Consider the following 15,997-nt stretch of genomic DNA (forward strand, 5'->3'; position numbering starts at 1 on the left):
ATTCAGGAATTGAATTCCTAATCTTACAGCGTTAACTAAGTACAATCGCAGTCCCGGCACCACCAGAAACCGCATTCGCGAGCTCATCCGCGTGGCAAATCGTCACCTGCTTTACACCCGAATGCAAGGCTGCGAACGCATTGTCGAGCTTGGGGATCATTCCTTTATTAATAGCGCCGGTGGATTTGTACTCTTCATAAGTAGCCGGAACGAGTCTGCCAATCACCGCATCGTCGTCGTCAGGGTCGGAGAGCACGCCTTTTTTCTCGAAACAATATATCAGGTTTACTCCGAATACTTCCGACATCGCGACGGCCGTTGCGGAGGCCATCGTGTCGGCATTGGTATTGAGGAGCAGGCCTTCGGCGCTATAAGTCAATGGGGCGATGATCGGGGTAAGGCCGCTGGACAGGATTGCATTGATTTGCTCTCCGTTTACCGCTTCGATATCGCCGACGAATCCGTAATCGATCGTTTTCACCGGGCGTTTGACAGAACGTATGATACCGCCGTCAGCACCGGTGAGGCCGATCGCATTGCAGCCCGCCGCCTGTAATTGCGCCACCAGGTTTTTGTTCACCAGCCCTCCGTATACCATCGTTACCACATCCAGCATCGGCTGGTCGGTAATGCGGCGGCCGTCGACCATTTGCGTTTCGATCTGCAATTTTGCGGCTACCTGCGTGGCGACTTTTCCGCCACCGTGCACGAGGATTTTAGGTGCATCGAGCTGCGCAAAGGCTTTGAGAAAACGGGCAGATGCTTCGGGATTATCGATCACATTACCGCCGATCTTGACTACGTATAAGGGCTGGGACATGTTAATAACTGTTAACTATTCTGAATTTGAGGCGACAAAGGTAGCAGAAACGTGAATCGGGGGAAAGGGAATTTCAAATGATGAATTTTTTTAGCCAAATTACGTTGGTTAAGAAAGCTCTATCAAAATTGTAGATTGATCGCCTGGCCCGGCGGACCGGCGACCCGGCGGACCGGCAAAGCCATTACCTCAAAACATCGACATGAAACGCGGTATTATATTCATTTTCAGCATTTGTCTCTTTGTAACAGGCCTCGCACACGCGCAGGTGCAAAAGGCCAAAGCACATTGGACTTATACATTTTCCAAACCGGAAGTCAAAAAAGGAGAAACCGTTGACCTGGTTTTTACCGCGACCATCGACAAGGACTGGTATATGTATTCCTCCGACTTCGACCCGGACCTGGGCCCGATGCTGACCACATTTACCTTTGAGAAGAACAATACTTTCGAGGTCGTCGGCAAACTGAAACCGCAGAATCCGAAAACGAAATTCGAAGAGGTTTGGCAGGGTAATGTGCGCTATTTCGAAGGAAAAGGTGTTTTTAAACAAACCGTAAAAATCCTGGCCGATAACCCGGTCATCAAAGGAGCTTCCGAATACCAGACTTGCAGCCACGTGAGCGGCCTGTGTATTCCCGGCGGCGACGATTTTGAATTTAAGGGATTGAAAGTTGCCTCAGCGACGACTTCAGCGGGCGAGCAACCAAATCTGGGTACCACCGCCCCGGCCGACAGGCCGAGTGCCGCACCCGTTGCCGCGCCAACTGCCCCGGCCACACCCAATGATACAGCCGTAGCCATTTCGGCATCGGACATTCCTGCGACCACCAACAGCGCAACCACCGCAGCAACTACCATCGAAGCTTCCGAAACGCCCGTAGCCGACGGCTCATTGTGGGGTTTCGCATTAGCCGCATTCCTCTCCGGGCTGGTCGCGTTGCTTACCCCCTGTGTATTCCCGATCATCCCGATGACCGTGAGCTTTTTCACCAACCAGGAAAAGGGTAAATTCAAGGCTTTCCTATATGGTATTTCAATTATTCTGATCTATACATTAATAGGTACCGTCGTTTCGCGGCTGAATGGCCCGGCATTTGCCAACTTCCTCAGCACGCACTGGCTGCCCAATCTGCTCTTTTTCGCGATTTTCATCACATTCGGACTTTCCTTTCTGGGTCTTTTCGAGATCGTGCTGCCGAGTGGTTTTGTTAATAAAATGGACCAGAAGGCCGACCAGGGCGGCTATGCGGGTGTTTTCTTCATGGCATTTACATTGGTACTCGTCTCATTCTCTTGCACCGGCCCGATTGTCGGCAGCTTGCTCGTGGCCTCCGCGGGTGGCGAGGTCGTGAAGCCTATTGTGGGTATGGCGGCATTCTCGGCTGCATTTGCCATTCCGTTTACCTCGTTCGCATTGTTCCCGCAGTGGTTGAAGTCGCTTCCCAAATCGGGCGGTTGGCTGAATACTGTGAAAGTGGTGCTCGGCTTTCTTGAATTGGCATTAGCATTGAAATTTTTCAGCATTGCGGATCAGGTTTACCACTGGCATTTGCTGGATCGTGAGATTTACCTGGCATTCTGGATCGTCATTTTCGCATTGCTGGGCTTCTACCTGCTCGGCAAGATCCGCACGCCTCATGATTCGCCCATTGAGAAAGTGAGCGTACCGCGCCTGCTTCTTTCTATTATCACTTTCACATTCGTCGTGTACATGCTCCCGGGCATGTGGGGAGCGCCGCTAAAAGCATTGGCCGGTTACCTGCCTCCGCAATCGACATTGGATTTTGATTTAAATAAAAGAAGTGCGGCCTCTGCAACGCCATCAGCTATTTCTGGTGAAACCCGCAAGTACGCAGACCTGTTCCACTTGCCTCACGAACTTGATGGTTTCTTCGACTACCAGGAAGCATTGGCCTATGCCAAAAAAGTCAACAAACCCGTGTTCATCGATTTCACCGGCCACGGCTGCGTGAACTGCCGCGAAATGGAAGCACGGGTATGGGTAGATCCCGCCGTTTTGCAACGTCTTCGCAATGATTACGTAATCGTTGCTTTGTACGTCGACGACAAGACAGAGCTTCCCGAAGCGCAGTGGTATACTTCCAAATACGATAACAAGGCCAAGAAAACCATCGGTGCGCAGAATGCCGACCTGCAAATCGTGAAATACAACAACAATGCGCAGCCGCATTACTGCCTTGTGGATCATGAAGGAAACCTGCTCGTAGCACCTAAAAACTACGACCTGGATCCGGCCAAATTTGCGTCGTTCCTGGATAGCGGGAAAGCAGCATTCGCAAAGAACTGACCCAGAACCCAGAACCCAGAACCCAAGGCTTAAGCCTTGGGCTATTGAGCTGGCTAGACGATCATCCATACCCCCACTGAAACTATGTTCAAACGCTGGCTTACCGCGCTGACACTACTTACTACCTCAACAATTTTTGCGCAGTCCATCCGCCCACCGGCAACGCCGCTGGTGACCGTCGACCCTTACACGAGCGTTTGGTCGTTCGGCGACCAGCTCGCAGGCTCTGTTACCAAACATTGGACCGGCAAACCGCATCCGATGGACGGGCTCATCCGAGTCGACGGCAAAGCTTACCGCTTTATGGGCGCTGCCGCAGCCGAAATGAAAACGATTCTGCCGACGGCTAAACAGGAAGCCTACACCGCTAAATTCACAACTACCAAGCCCGATCCGAAATGGTGGTTCAAGGACGGCTACAATATCAGCACCTGGAAACAAGGTCCCGCCCCATTTGGTACGCACGAGCGGAACGATGCCATGCTCCAAGGCGGCACCGAATTCCCGCAGGAGCTCTGGTACCGCCGCGAATTCAATCTTACGAATATAGATTTTGAAAAACCCGTCCTGAATATCTTCCATGACGACGACGTGCAGGTATTTATCAACGGCGTGCCCGCATTTGACTGCGCCCCTTGCTTTACGGGCGATTACGAGTTCAAACCGATCAGTCCGGCGGCGGCAAAAGCATTGAAAAAAGGCAAAAACACATTAGCTGCCTATGTAAAAAATGGCGCTGGTCCGGGTTACATCGATATTGGCCTGGCCGATGAAATTGCGCCGAAAGGCGCCGATGTGGTTGCATTGGCGAAGCAGACTGGTTTTGAAATGACGGCTACGCAATCAATTTACAACTTCGAGGCGGGCCCTGTGCAGCTTCAAGTGCGGTTTGTAGCACCGTTGATCATGAAAGATATGAACCTGCTTTCGCGTCCGGTGAACTATGTTGTGTACGAAGTCAAATCTACGGATGGCAAGCAGCACGACGTAAGCATTCTCAATGCAGTATCCGGGCTTTGGGCTACAAACGACGCTAGCCAATCGGTGGTCGGCAAGGAAGCGAACCAGGATGGCCTGACTACCCTGTCGCTCGCTAATTCTGTTCAAAATCTCCTGGCCAAAAAAGGCGACGATGTCCGCATCGACTGGGGCCAGGCTTATCTTGCGGCTCCACAAGGCACTGTGAAAGGCTCGGCAATCGGCCTGTCGACAGATATTATCAAAGAATTTGCTTCAAAAGGCTCCCTTAGCGTCGATCAGGCCGGCGCGGCTCCTGCGGATACCAAATCAATAGGTTTGATATTGAATGCTGGAAAAGTGGGAAGTGAAAGCAAATCGCTGCACGCATTGCTGGCTTATGACGATGGTTATTCGGTCCAGTATTTTGGTCAAAACCTGCGTCCGTGGTGGAACCGCGAAGGCAACAAAACCATCGCCGGAGAGCTGAAAGGCGCTGAGAACGATTTCGCCAAAATCCTCCAAACCTGCGAAGAAACTGATAAAACCATTTACGACGACGCATTCAAAGCCGGCGGCAAGCAGTATGCCGAGCTTTGCGTACTCGCCTACCGCCAGGCCATTTCGGCCCACAAACTGGTAGCCGATCCGACCGGCACGCCATTGTTCTTCTCCAAAGAAAATTTCAGCAACGGCTCCATCGGAACGGTCGATATCACTTACCCATCGGCGCCATTGTTTCTCCTCTACAATCCGACATTGCTGAAAGGCATGATGGAACCCATTTTCTATTATTCGGAGAGTGGCAAATGGACCAAACCTTTCGCCGCGCACGATGTAGGCACCTACCCCCTCGCGAACGGCCAGACATACGGCGAAGACATGCCCGTGGAAGAAGCCGGCAACATGCTCATCCTCACCTATGCCATCACCAAAGCCGAAGGCAATACGGATTTCGCCAAAAAGCATTGGAAAACCCTCAGCGTTTGGGCCAATTACCTGAAAAAAGAAGGTTTCGACCCAGCCAACCAGCTCTGCACCGACGATTTCGCGGGGCATTTGGCTCGGAATACCAACTTGTCGATCAAAGCGATCATGGGCCTCGCCTCCTACGCTAAACTCGCGGAGCAGCTCGGCGATTCCAAGGAAGCCACCGAAGTGAATGCATTAACCAAAGACTTCGCCCAAAAATGGATGCAAATGGCCGCCGACGGCGATCATTACGCATTGACTTTCGATAAAAAAGGCACATGGAGCCAGAAATACAACCTCGTTTGGGATAAGCTACTTGGGCTGAATGTGTTTCCTGAAACCGTCGCCCGGAAAGAAATAGCCTATTATCTGACCAAACAGCAACCTTTCGGCCTCCCGCTCGACAGCCGCAAAACTTACTCTAAATCCGACTGGATCGTCTGGACCGCCACATTGGCCGAAAAGTTTGAGGATTTTCAGTCCATTATCCAGCCTATTTACAAGTATGCCAATGGCACAACGGATCGCATTCCGCTATCGGACTGGCACGAGACTACCAATGGAAAGTCGGTTGGTTTCCGTGCGAGGTCTGTGGTTGGGGGGTATTGGATGAAGGTGCTTGGGGAGCGGTGGAAGTAACATTCAATCACTCAAAAATCGTAACTGACCCCTTCCGGCAGGGCTTCCACAGCGACTTTCATCCATTTTCCTTTAATTTTAATCACTACCATGTCACGGTCTTTATCGTAAAAGATCGTCCCGTCGCCACCGCTTTTTAGCTCCTTATAGTTCACATATTTGGCATCTTTTTCCGCATTCTGTTCATCGTCACCGGCTGGTTTTGTGGTTGAAATATCTTCCTTCCCAATAGCGCCGAGCGTTAATGCATTGGTCAGTTTAAGCGAACCATAGAATAATGCCTTGTCGCGCCCGAACATAAAAGAATGCTGCCGGACATCGGAGCCGATTTTGAACCAGTTATAGGCCATTTCGTCGTGGTTGTAGACCGTGGAGTAATAGTACAGCTCCGCTACCGGCCGCTCCGCCTCCACATGTTTATTGACCAGCATGGTAATGCGGGATTTATCGTCTTTGGCGTACCCCTCAAACACATGATACCCCCAGCGCTTCTTATTCCGCTCCTCCGCATTGCCCCGGACCTGGATCATATAGGGCGTACTCAAAATACCTTCCACGGTCGTGTACATTGGCGTTTTACCAGGTACAAATCCGAAGCTGTACCCCCGCTCCTTCCACCGGAACCAGGTGGTGTCGATATCCGACCGCAGCTCTACCCGTTTGAAAGCCGACTGTTGGCTTCCGTTCACAAGCTGGATGTAGGAGTTTGGGGAACCGGCTTCCTGCCGTTGCTGGGCCTGGGCGAACATGCCGGGAAACAGGATCAGTATTGAGAAAATGTGGTTTTTCATATTAAATGTATGTGGTTGGTTAAATCCTGCGCTGGTTGGGAAGGTTCCGATTATTGAGTTTGAGACAATTGAACAGATTTTAAAATTCGAGGCGCGTCATAATAAGGCTGAAACAAAATTTAAGACGACGAAAACTGCAGACGTAACGGTCGTAGTTGCTAAAAACTCGTGCTCATCCTTGTAAATTTAACGCTCGATGTTAAATTTACAAGGATGATTACGAGAGACGCACAAATTGAGATACTCACGTTGCTGGAAGAATTTCCAGCAGTAGGCATTCTTGGGCCCAGGCAAATCGGCAAAACAACACTCGCATTTCAGATTGCGAAGACGATTTCGCCCGAACCAATTTACCTTGACCTTGAATCCCCCTCCGATGTCGCGCAGCTGAATGAGCCTGAGCTCTATTTCGAAAAATACGCTGACAGAACGATCATTCTTGATGAAATTCAGCGCACGCCTGAAATCTTCGCAGTACTTCGTGGTGTGATCGACAAGCGGCGTCGTGCCGGAAAGCGTACGGGACAATTCCTAATTCTAGGCTCTGCTTCACTTGATCTGCTGCAACAGTCTTCCGAAAGTCTCGCAGGACGAATAGCCTACACCCGACTTCCAGGTATCAAAGCAACCGAAATCGAAACGGCCGAACAGGATAATCTCTGGATACGAGGTGGCTTTCCGGAAAGCTTTCTCGCGTCAAATGATTCAACGAGTTTTGAATGGCGCCAAAATCTTATCACTACCTATCTCGAGCGCGACATTCCGCAATTCGGCTTTAAAATTCCAGCCATGGTCCTGCGCAACTTTTGGACCATGCTCGCAAACTCGCAGGGCGGCATCGCAAACCTCAGCCGAATGGCTGCCGGGTTGGGAATCAGCGTTCCCACTGCCACCCGGTATTTGGATTTACTGGAAGACTTGTTTCTGGTCAGAAAACTCCAACCCTGGTTTTCCAACATCGGCAAACGCCTCGTCCGCACACCCAAAATTTACATTCGGGACAGCGGCATTACCCATACCTTACTCAAAATCAGAAATCAGGAAGACCTGCTGGGCCATCCCGTCCTGGGCGGAAGCTGGGAAGGATTTATTATCGAAAACCTGATTTCAATGATTCCGTCGTCGGTTACTCCTTACTACTACCGTACGGCAGCTGGCGCTGAAATCGACCTGGTGTTGGAAATCAATCACCAGACCAGGGTTGCCATTGAGATCAAACGGTCACTCACGCCGGCCGTTAGCAAAGGATTTACCGTTGGCTGCGAGGACATCAAGGCTTCGCATAAGTATTTTGTGTATCCGGGGCAGAGTAGTTATGTTATTTCGAAAGATGTGAATGTGGTGCCGTTGGTTGAGATGATGGAGAAAATTAAAGCGTTGGTAGACTAGTAAGTATACCCATAATTGCATTAATTTCTGTTTATGTCCGAATTTCTACCTTACGAAACCAGTTTCGCCCGCAAACCTAATTTTCGGGTCAGATACCGGCTCTATTCCTATGAAGAAGGCGGCCGGTATAATCCTGCATTGCAACATTATAGATGCGATTTTCATTATAAGAATGACGGCAAATTCAAGCATTCACTCTACATGATCTGGCCGGAGTTCGAGGATGAAAATGGCCGCATTCTCGACGGGACAGAATTCGTACCCACGTCAGGGACTGCTACGATGTGGATAGTCAGCAAGGATTTTATCCCTTACCATAAGGAGTATTTGAAGATTGGAACGATTGGGTATTTTCATGAAGGGAATACGAAGGTTGGCGAATGTGAGGTGATTGAGCTAATTGAATTTAAGGTTTAGAAAACTGGACTCCGATTTACCAACTACTTGTCTGGCACAAGTTGCTCCCTGAAACTCTTCTCTGAATCGATATTTGCTGCACGTACAAGCATAGCGCCCTCGATGGATGGATTTACATTCGAGGATTTAACCGGCGGATAATCGCATTAACGTCTTCTTGCATTTCTCACAGTGCTTTCCCAACTTACGCCTACCTAAAAATTGTAACATTATGAAGAATCTTGCTAGCATTGCCCTGCGATGGTGTGGGTGCGGCGAAAGCCCCCCGAACGTAGTTACATACGTTAGGTCACCTTAGGCAGGGCATCATTTTTTCACCTAAAAATGTAAGAAAATGAAACCATCAACACACATTCCCGAACCCGAGGATTCGGTATGCCTCGCTTACGGCAGGCAAGTCAAGGAACTTTTGAATGTAGGCAACCCTCCTGAGATGCTCGATCACCTATGGTCGATTTACAGCGATGCAATGGCATTTCAGCAGGAAGCCGGCCACAACCCGCGTGTTAGCGACATTTTTATGACTTTCAGAGAGCTGGTATTCTTCATCCAGCGAATTGAAAGTGTGAAGGCGTAGCTTGAAAAAATGGTCAGAAGTCCCCAAATCGAGATTTCTGACCATTTTAATAATCACTTCCTACCCCCTGCTCATTTACGACACCATATTTGCCTGAAAATGATTATATTCGAATATAACTGACGACGCGATATGATTATTGAAAGACAAAACGAGGACATCGTCATACGGCTCAACGCTTCTCTCATCGATATGGAAGAAGTACAAAAACTTACCAGCTATTTCCGCTTCATCGAATCCAATGCCCAAAATAACGGGACGGAAGAGCAAGCCGCGGAACTCGCACGCGAGGTACATAGCGCGTGGTGGGCGAAGAACCGTAGCCGTTTTATCAAGTGATTATAATTGTAGATGTAAACATCAATTTCAGTGCTCTCATTACGCCGAATGGTAAACTCGCGAAAATTCTAACCCATCCCGATTTACCTGCGAGACGAATAAGTTGCTATTATGCGGTCGTAGAGCTTTTCAAGCACCAATCTAAAATTGTAAAATGTTCAAAAAAGTCAGTCGATGACGTCATAGGTGATTTGTTTGATGTGCTTACCGGCATGCACCTATTTAACGAGACGCTGATAGAAGCCGAATATTGGAAAGAGGCAGAACGCCTTACTGCTGGTGTTGATTCGTTCGATATTAATTACGTGGCCCTTGCTCTCCAGACTGGCGGTGTGCTTTGGACCGGCGACAAAAAGCTGGTCGAATACCTGCATAAAATGGGTTTTAGGCAAACAGTTAGTACCGCGGAATTGTATGAAGCGCTATTATGAAAAAATGCCCCGCCATCAAAAAAAGCGGGGCATTCATTTATCTACATACCATCAGGCAGATTTAACCTAGGCATCATCAAGCCTCCAAAACCATCTCCTCCTTCACCTTCCGCTTCTTCCGCCCAGCTAACCGCTCCTTAATCCTATCCACCACATAATAAGCGCTAGGAACCAGGAACAGTGTCAGGAGCAACGAGCTAGTCAAGCCACCAATGATCACCCAAGCCATGCCATTCTTCACCTCAGCACCATCACCCGACGCAAGGGCAATAGGCAGCATACCGGCGATCATCGCAATAGTGGTCATCAAAATCGGACGCAGACGTTCCTTACCAGCTTCGATCAGGGCTTCTTTCAATGCATATCCTTCTTCTTTCAGCTGGTTGGCAAAGTCGACGATCAGGATCGCATTCTTGGCTACCAGACCAAGGAGCATGATCATACCGACGATGGAGAATATGGTGAGGCTTTCCATCGTGAGCGCCAGCGCAGTGAGGGCGCCTACCAATGCAACCGGGATCGAGAAGAGCACGACGAACGGGTAAATGGTGCTTTCGTAAAGTGCTACCATGATGAGGTAAATAAGCACGATACCCAGCAACAGTGCCACTCCAAGGCTGCCGAATGCATCGGCCTGGTTTTTCAGGTCACCGCGGTATTCGATGCTGATGCCTTCCGGAAGTTTCACTTTCGCCATTTTTGCCTGAATGTCGGCACCGATGGAGCCGGACGGACGGCCAACCACCTGCGAGTTGATAGTGATCGACGACAGACGGTCGATGCGTTGGAGCACGCTTTCACCCATTCCTTCGCGGATTGTCGCAAATTGTGAGAGTTCGAAGGTCTGGCCCTGGCTGTTCACAAAGGTGAGGTGACGAATATCGTCGGCCTTCGAGCGGTCGAACTGGTCGAGGTTGACCATAATATCGTACTCCTTGCCATTCTGTTTGAACTTCGAACGGTCGTCGCCGCGGAACGCAGTTTGCAATGTGGCCCCCACTTCGGCGGCATTGATGCCTAGTTGCGCCATTTTCTCACGATCGAGGGTTACCCCTACTTCCGGTTTCGGGTCGTCCACCGAGTAGTCGACGTTGGACGTACCGGGGACGGAGGAAACGATGTCCTTCACCTGCTCGGCGGTTTTACGGATCACGGCCATGTCGGTACCCTTCACCGCCACCTGGATCGGTGCCTGGTTGGCATTACCGGTGATCGAGGTTGGTGCGACGGTCACTTTTACGCCCGGAATTTGCAGGATTTCCTTCTGGACATTCTGTCCGAACTCTTCAGACGAAACGGTACGCTCTTTTTTATCAACCAATTGAACAGTCAAATCAGCAATGTTACTGTTTGAAGTTGTTCCTAAACCGGTACTGCTGTAACCGACATTGGTAAATACTTTGGTTACCTCTTTTTTGCCCAAAAGAATCTTCTCAACACGTTGTGCCACCTGATTGGTCTGGTAAACAGACGCGGTAGGCGCCAATTCTATCGAGACGTTCAGCTCACCACGGTCGCTTTGCTGCATGAATGCCGCTCCTACGAATCCACCCGGCACCAATGCGATGGAACCGACGATCAGGAAAATAGAGAGCAGGAAAATGTAGCGTTTGTGGCCCAGAACCCAGGTAAGGATTCTGCCATATTCTTCTTTCACATTATCCAGAAACTTCTCAAAACCAAGGTTCAGACGTCCCCAAAGACTGTTTTTATCCAAAACTTCTATCTTACCAAAACGCGAGGCGAGCAACGGCGTGAGCGTAAAGGATACGAGCAAACTCATCAATGTCGAGAACACAACTACGAGTGAAAATTCCCGGAGAATGTTACCGATCAGCCCCTGCGTCAATGCGAGCGGCACGAATACCACGACGTCCACGAGCGTAATTGCCAATGCAGTGAACCCAATCTCTGCTCGACCGTCCAATGCGGCCTGCCAGCGGCTCTTACCCATTTCCATGTGGCGGTTGATGTTTTCCAAAACCACAATCGAGTCATCGACAAGGATACCCACCACAAGCGAGAGCGCCATGAGCGTCATCAGGTTCAGCGAGAAGCCCAGCATGCTCATCAGAATGAACGTCGGGATCATCGATGAAGGCAATGCCACGAGGATGAACATCGAGCTGCGGAAACTGTGCAGGAAGAGGAGCATCACCACGGACACGATCAGTACGGCGAGGCCCAGGTCAAATACTACCGCGTCCGCCGAAGCCAATGTGTAAATGGATTGGTCGGAAGCGATGTTGAATTTCAGCCCCTGTGACGCATATTGTTTTTCAAGGCTTGTCAGACGCTCGCGAGTCAGCTTGCTCACGTCCACCGCATTCGCGTCGGATTGTTTCTGGATTTGTAATGCAACAGACGGCCGTCCATTGATGTGGTTCACAGCCGTAGCATCGGCTATACCGTCGTAAACCTCGGCAATGTCCCGCAAAAAGATCTGCCCGCCATTCGAGGATTTACCTACAATTACATTTCTAAGATTCGCAACAGTCGTCAGTTTCGCATCGAAACGGATGGATAGCTGGTCTTCCTGGGTTTTCACCTGACCGGCCGGATAAGAAGTGTTCGCATTGTTGATCGCCGCCGAAACCTGGCTGATCGACAAATGGTATGCCTTCAATTTGTCCTGGCTGATATTTACCTGGATCTGACGCTCGGTTCCGCCGATAATAGTCACCTGGCCCACGCCAGTCACGTTCGAAAGCTGCGGTTTCAGCTTATCATCGATCAAGTCATATAGTTCCGACGGCGAAAGGTTCGCGGTCACACCCATTCTCAAAACCGGGATTTCGTCGGTCGAGAATTTGTTGATCACCGGGCGATCGGCGTCATCGGGAAGGAGCGAAATCACCTGCTCCACTTTCCGCTGCGCTTCCTGTTGCGCCAGATCGACGCTAATGCCTTGTTTCAACTGGATAATCACAGACGACACACCTTCCTGCGAAGTCGAGTTGATCTGGTCCAGTCCTTCGATGGCCGACACTGCGTCCTCAATATGCTTCGTCACGTTCGTTTCGACTTCGTCCGCAGAAGCGCCGCGGTAGGTCGTCATCACGCTTACAACGTTGGCCTCAAACTTAGGCAACAAGTTGTAAGACAATTGGTTGTAGCTGATCAAACCGAATAGTACCAGTACTACGAATACTACGGTTATGAAGAGCGGTCTCTTTACGGCTACTTCGGTAATTGACATAATTCTTTCAGTTTGCTGATGACCTTATTTTGTAACGGTAACCGCCGCGCCCTCGCTCAGGTTGATCTGTCCGGTAGTAACCACCGTCTCGCCTGCTTTCAGGCCGCCGAGGACTTCCACATTGTCGCCTACTTCGCGGCCCACTTCGATTTTACGTTGTTTTGCCACGCCGCTTTCGATTACGTACACATACGGGTTACGCACGCTCTCCACGAGTGCGCTACGCGGGATCAGCAACGATTGCGTGCTGCTTTTCTGCTGGAATTCAACCGTCACGAATGTTCCGGCTTTCAATTCGCTGGAATTTCTCACCACAATTTCCACCGGATAGTTATGTGACTCGTCGCCTTGCGGAGCGATGTAAGAAATCACGCCGTCGATCTTTTTGCCTGGGAAAATGCTGGTGCTCACCTGCACGTGCTGGCCTTCTTTGAGTTTATAAACATCATTTTCATTAATCATCACCTGCACTTTCAGGCGCGACACGTCGAGGATGGTTCCCAGCGAAGTACCCACATTCACAAACTCGCCGGGCTCGATGTTTTTCTTCACAATGCGGCCACTGATAGGCGCCTGAATGGAGGCGTCGCTGATCTGCTGTTTGATCTGCTCAGCCTGGTTCAATGCATTGTCGTAATTGTATTTAGTATCGTTCACCTGTACTTCGGTAGCCGCATTACCCGCCAGCAATTTGGAATAGCGATCGGTATCCTTTTTCAGTTTATTGATATTCAACTCGGTCGCTTCGAGAGACAGTTCTTTCAACTTACTGTCCACTTTCACGATCGTCGCGCCTTGTGCCACATGAGTCCCGAGCTCGTATTTGACTGCCAATACCTTACCGGCCGCGGTTGCCATAATTTCGGCTTCTTTAAATGGAATAAGGCTACCTGTGCGGATCAGTTGCTGATCAGCGCTACCTTCTTTCACTGCAATGGCCGTAACCGGAATGGTAACATTCTTATTGTCGGGCATTTTGTTCTTTTCATCCATCTTTGCCTTGTTAGCTACCAGCCTGATGCCGATCAAAACGCCGATAATGGCGATGGAACCGATGATAATGAGTTTTCTTTTCATGGTATTAATGCAATGTTGAATGACCGAATGGATCAATTTTGGTTGTTGATGAAGTGTTATGGTAATGCTGTGTAAAAATCGTTGAGGCTGCCTTGTGACTGTTCCAATCCCAATTTGGCCTGGTAGTAGCTCAGCATCGAATTGACGTAGTTGCTTTGTGCTTCGTTATAAGACGTTTCGGCGTTGAGCAGGTCGGTCAGCGGAACAGTGCCTTCGCGGAATTGCAGCGTGGTTACGTCGTACACCTCTTTCGCCAGGGCTACGTTGCTTTCGTCGCTGCCCAGGCTCAGTTTTGCTTTTTGAAGCTGGGTCAATGCGTTGCTGTTTTGCAATTCGTAGTTCTGAACGTTCAATTTCAACTGTTCTTTCTGCGTCATCAGGTTCAAATCGGCCTGTTTATATTGCGCGTCACGACGGAAGCTGTCGAAAATCGGAATGTTCACCTTCAACCCGATGGCACCATAGCTGAACCAGTTACCCCAGGATGTCCCCAGTTCATTACCCAGCGCCTGCATACCATAGCGTCCATAAACCGACACTTTTGGCAAATATCCCGCCTTGATCCGCGCTTTTTCCAGGCCCTGCAATTCCATATTCAGGTTTTGTATTTTAAAATCGGTAAGGTTCGAAGCATCGAAAGCACCAGGCTCTACAAGTTTGAATGGCTGATCCAGCGGATTGTCTGCCAGTTCAAGCTGCTCGTTCAGCCGCATTCCCATCTGGAATTTCAACTGATTTTCAGAAAGTGTAAGATTGCTTTCCGCCAGGGTCAGCTGCGATTTAATGTTGTTCAAATTCACCTGCGTGCGGTCGTAATCCACTTTTTTGATCACGCCATTGTCGAGTTGCAGTTTCAATGTGGCCAGGATCTGACTGGTTTTGTCCAGGTTATCTTTCAAAAGCGCGATCTGCTGCGAGGTCACAAAGACCTGGTAATAGGCATTCGCCACATTATATATGATCGTCTCCTTTGTCTTGCGTGAGTTCAATAAGGCGTTCTCCTGATTGGGCTTGTTGGCCTTAATACCCACCAGCAGCGACTGGTCAAAAACCACCTGATCGACCTGCGCCGATGCATTGCTCTGGTATTTGGTACCCAACGCCACACGGCGGTCTTCTCCTCCAAAAAGAGCACCGGGCAAAACGGTCGATTGCAGTTTCAGGTTATCGTCGAGCGACGCAGTACCAGCCACCTGGGGCAGATAGCCAGCCAGCGCTTCACGTCCCTGTTGCACCGATGTACTCTCCTTATATTGAGCGATTTTGACATTACCGTTATTCTTGATCCCGTAGGCAATACAATCTTTAAGGGTCAGGCGCGTCTGCGCCCAGCCCGGCGCCACCGAAGCGGCGACTGCGATGATTGCGGCTATCCATTTACTTTTCATTTTGACCTGTTGTTGATTGTTTGTGGCTAATGACAGATAGTTGATACCTCTACTGGTGATATATCAACTATTAATTCAAAAAAATTTTACTTGTCGACTATTTTGACGACGCGGTCCAGATATCCCAGGAAAGTCGTCCATTCCTGCTCCGTAAAATGCTCCATAATCTGGCTGTTGAAAGCGATCGCAAGAGATTGAATGCGCTCGCAAACAAACTTCCCGCTCGGGGTAAGCGATATCATATTCTTTCTTTTATCCTCGATATCACTTTCGATTTTCAGGAAACCATCTTTATGTAATGTCTGCACAGAACGCTGGATACCCGCTTTATCTTTTTGTAAAATATTGGCAATATCCTGCTGCGTACGCGCCTGTTCCTGGAAATATACAACCATCAGAATAGGCAGCTGCTCGGCCAGCACAGGTATTCCCTCATTGACAAGCTCCGCATTCATTTTCTTGAAAACCGTTTTCGTAACAGCCCCCAGTTTGAACTGCAAGGAGTTCTTCAATTCTTCTCTAAGATTCTGCCAGCTATCTATGTTTGCGCTCATGATGATACAAAGGTATATTGTGTTGATATGTCAACCAAATTTCAAACGAAAAAGTTTTTGATAAGGTGATCAATGGTTGGATTGTTGGGATGAGTGGCTTGGGCTGAAGCCCTCGTGACTCCTGATATGCCCCCCA

13 protein-coding genes are annotated in these 15,997 nt (G+C 49.6%); 7 read left to right on the forward strand and 6 right to left on the reverse strand.

Translation table 11 applies throughout. The features are described 5' to 3' along the window. Positions 1-31 precede the first annotated feature (31 nt). Positions 32-820: an acetylglutamate kinase gene (argB, locus tag IEY24_RS29510; protein WP_188938894.1), complete on the reverse strand. Its 789-nt coding sequence runs from the start codon at positions 818-820 to the stop codon at positions 32-34. A gap of 202 nt (positions 821-1,022) precedes the next feature. On the opposite strand from argB, the gene IEY24_RS29515 reads away from it, so the two are divergent. After that, on the forward strand, positions 1,023-3,131 hold the full coding sequence (locus IEY24_RS29515; RefSeq protein ID WP_188938895.1) for a protein-disulfide reductase DsbD family protein: 2,109 nt from the start codon (positions 1,023-1,025) through the stop codon (positions 3,129-3,131). Positions 3,132-3,215: 84 nt separating this feature from the next. Continuing rightward, complete coding sequence (locus IEY24_RS29520; RefSeq protein WP_188938896.1) at positions 3,216-5,699, forward strand: glutaminase family protein; 2,484 nt, start codon at positions 3,216-3,218, stop codon at positions 5,697-5,699. 11 nt (positions 5,700-5,710) lie between these two features. Here IEY24_RS29520 and IEY24_RS29525 read toward each other — a convergent pair whose 3' ends face one another. Beyond that, positions 5,711-6,490, reverse strand: coding sequence for a hypothetical protein (locus IEY24_RS29525; protein ID WP_188938897.1), 780 nt, complete (start codon positions 6,488-6,490; stop codon positions 5,711-5,713). 213 nt (positions 6,491-6,703) lie between these two features. On the opposite strand from IEY24_RS29525, the gene IEY24_RS29530 reads away from it, so the two are divergent. The 5 genes from IEY24_RS29530 (at position 6,704) to IEY24_RS29550 (ending at position 9,643) form a co-directional block, all read left to right on the forward strand. Next, the gene (locus IEY24_RS29530) at positions 6,704-7,879 is read left to right on the forward strand and encodes an ATP-binding protein (RefSeq protein WP_188938898.1); all 1,176 of its coding nucleotides are present in this window, start codon (positions 6,704-6,706) and stop codon (positions 7,877-7,879) included. A gap of 33 nt (positions 7,880-7,912) precedes the next feature. Continuing rightward, entirely contained in the window at positions 7,913-8,296 is a 384-nt protein-coding gene (locus tag IEY24_RS29535) for a hypothetical protein (protein ID WP_188938899.1), read from the forward strand. A 334-nt stretch (positions 8,297-8,630) separates the two neighbouring features. Beyond that, a complete protein-coding gene (locus IEY24_RS29540; RefSeq protein WP_188938900.1) occupies positions 8,631-8,873 on the forward strand; it encodes a hypothetical protein in 243 nt (80 codons plus the stop codon). A gap of 132 nt (positions 8,874-9,005) precedes the next feature. Continuing rightward, on the forward strand, positions 9,006-9,212 hold the full coding sequence (locus tag IEY24_RS29545) for a hypothetical protein (protein WP_188938901.1): 207 nt from the start codon (positions 9,006-9,008) through the stop codon (positions 9,210-9,212). Next, positions 9,209-9,643 (forward strand): PIN domain-containing protein, encoded by a 435-nt coding sequence (locus IEY24_RS29550; RefSeq protein WP_188938902.1) that lies wholly within the window; start codon positions 9,209-9,211, stop codon positions 9,641-9,643. The genes IEY24_RS29545 and IEY24_RS29550 overlap by 4 nt, the downstream gene beginning before the upstream one ends. A gap of 76 nt (positions 9,644-9,719) precedes the next feature. On the opposite strand, the gene IEY24_RS29555 is transcribed toward IEY24_RS29550, so the two are convergent. From IEY24_RS29555 to IEY24_RS29570, 4 genes are all read right to left on the reverse strand, one after another. Continuing rightward, positions 9,720-12,842, reverse strand: coding sequence for an efflux RND transporter permease subunit (locus IEY24_RS29555; protein ID WP_188938903.1), 3,123 nt, complete (start codon positions 12,840-12,842; stop codon positions 9,720-9,722). Positions 12,843-12,866: 24 nt separating this feature from the next. After that, a complete protein-coding gene (locus tag IEY24_RS29560; RefSeq protein ID WP_188938904.1) occupies positions 12,867-13,919 on the reverse strand; it encodes an efflux RND transporter periplasmic adaptor subunit in 1,053 nt (350 codons plus the stop codon). 56 nt (positions 13,920-13,975) lie between these two features. Further along, complete coding sequence (locus tag IEY24_RS29565; protein ID WP_188938905.1) at positions 13,976-15,307, reverse strand: TolC family protein; 1,332 nt, start codon at positions 15,305-15,307, stop codon at positions 13,976-13,978. Positions 15,308-15,393: 86 nt separating this feature from the next. Further along, positions 15,394-15,861, reverse strand: a complete 468-nt coding sequence (locus IEY24_RS29570) for a MarR family winged helix-turn-helix transcriptional regulator (RefSeq protein WP_188938906.1) — start codon at positions 15,859-15,861, stop codon at positions 15,394-15,396. Positions 15,862-15,997: the final 136 nt, after the last annotated feature.

Source organism: Dyadobacter endophyticus (assembly GCF_014641595.1).
GTDB classification, from domain to species: domain Bacteria; phylum Bacteroidota; class Bacteroidia; order Cytophagales; family Spirosomataceae; genus Dyadobacter; species Dyadobacter endophyticus.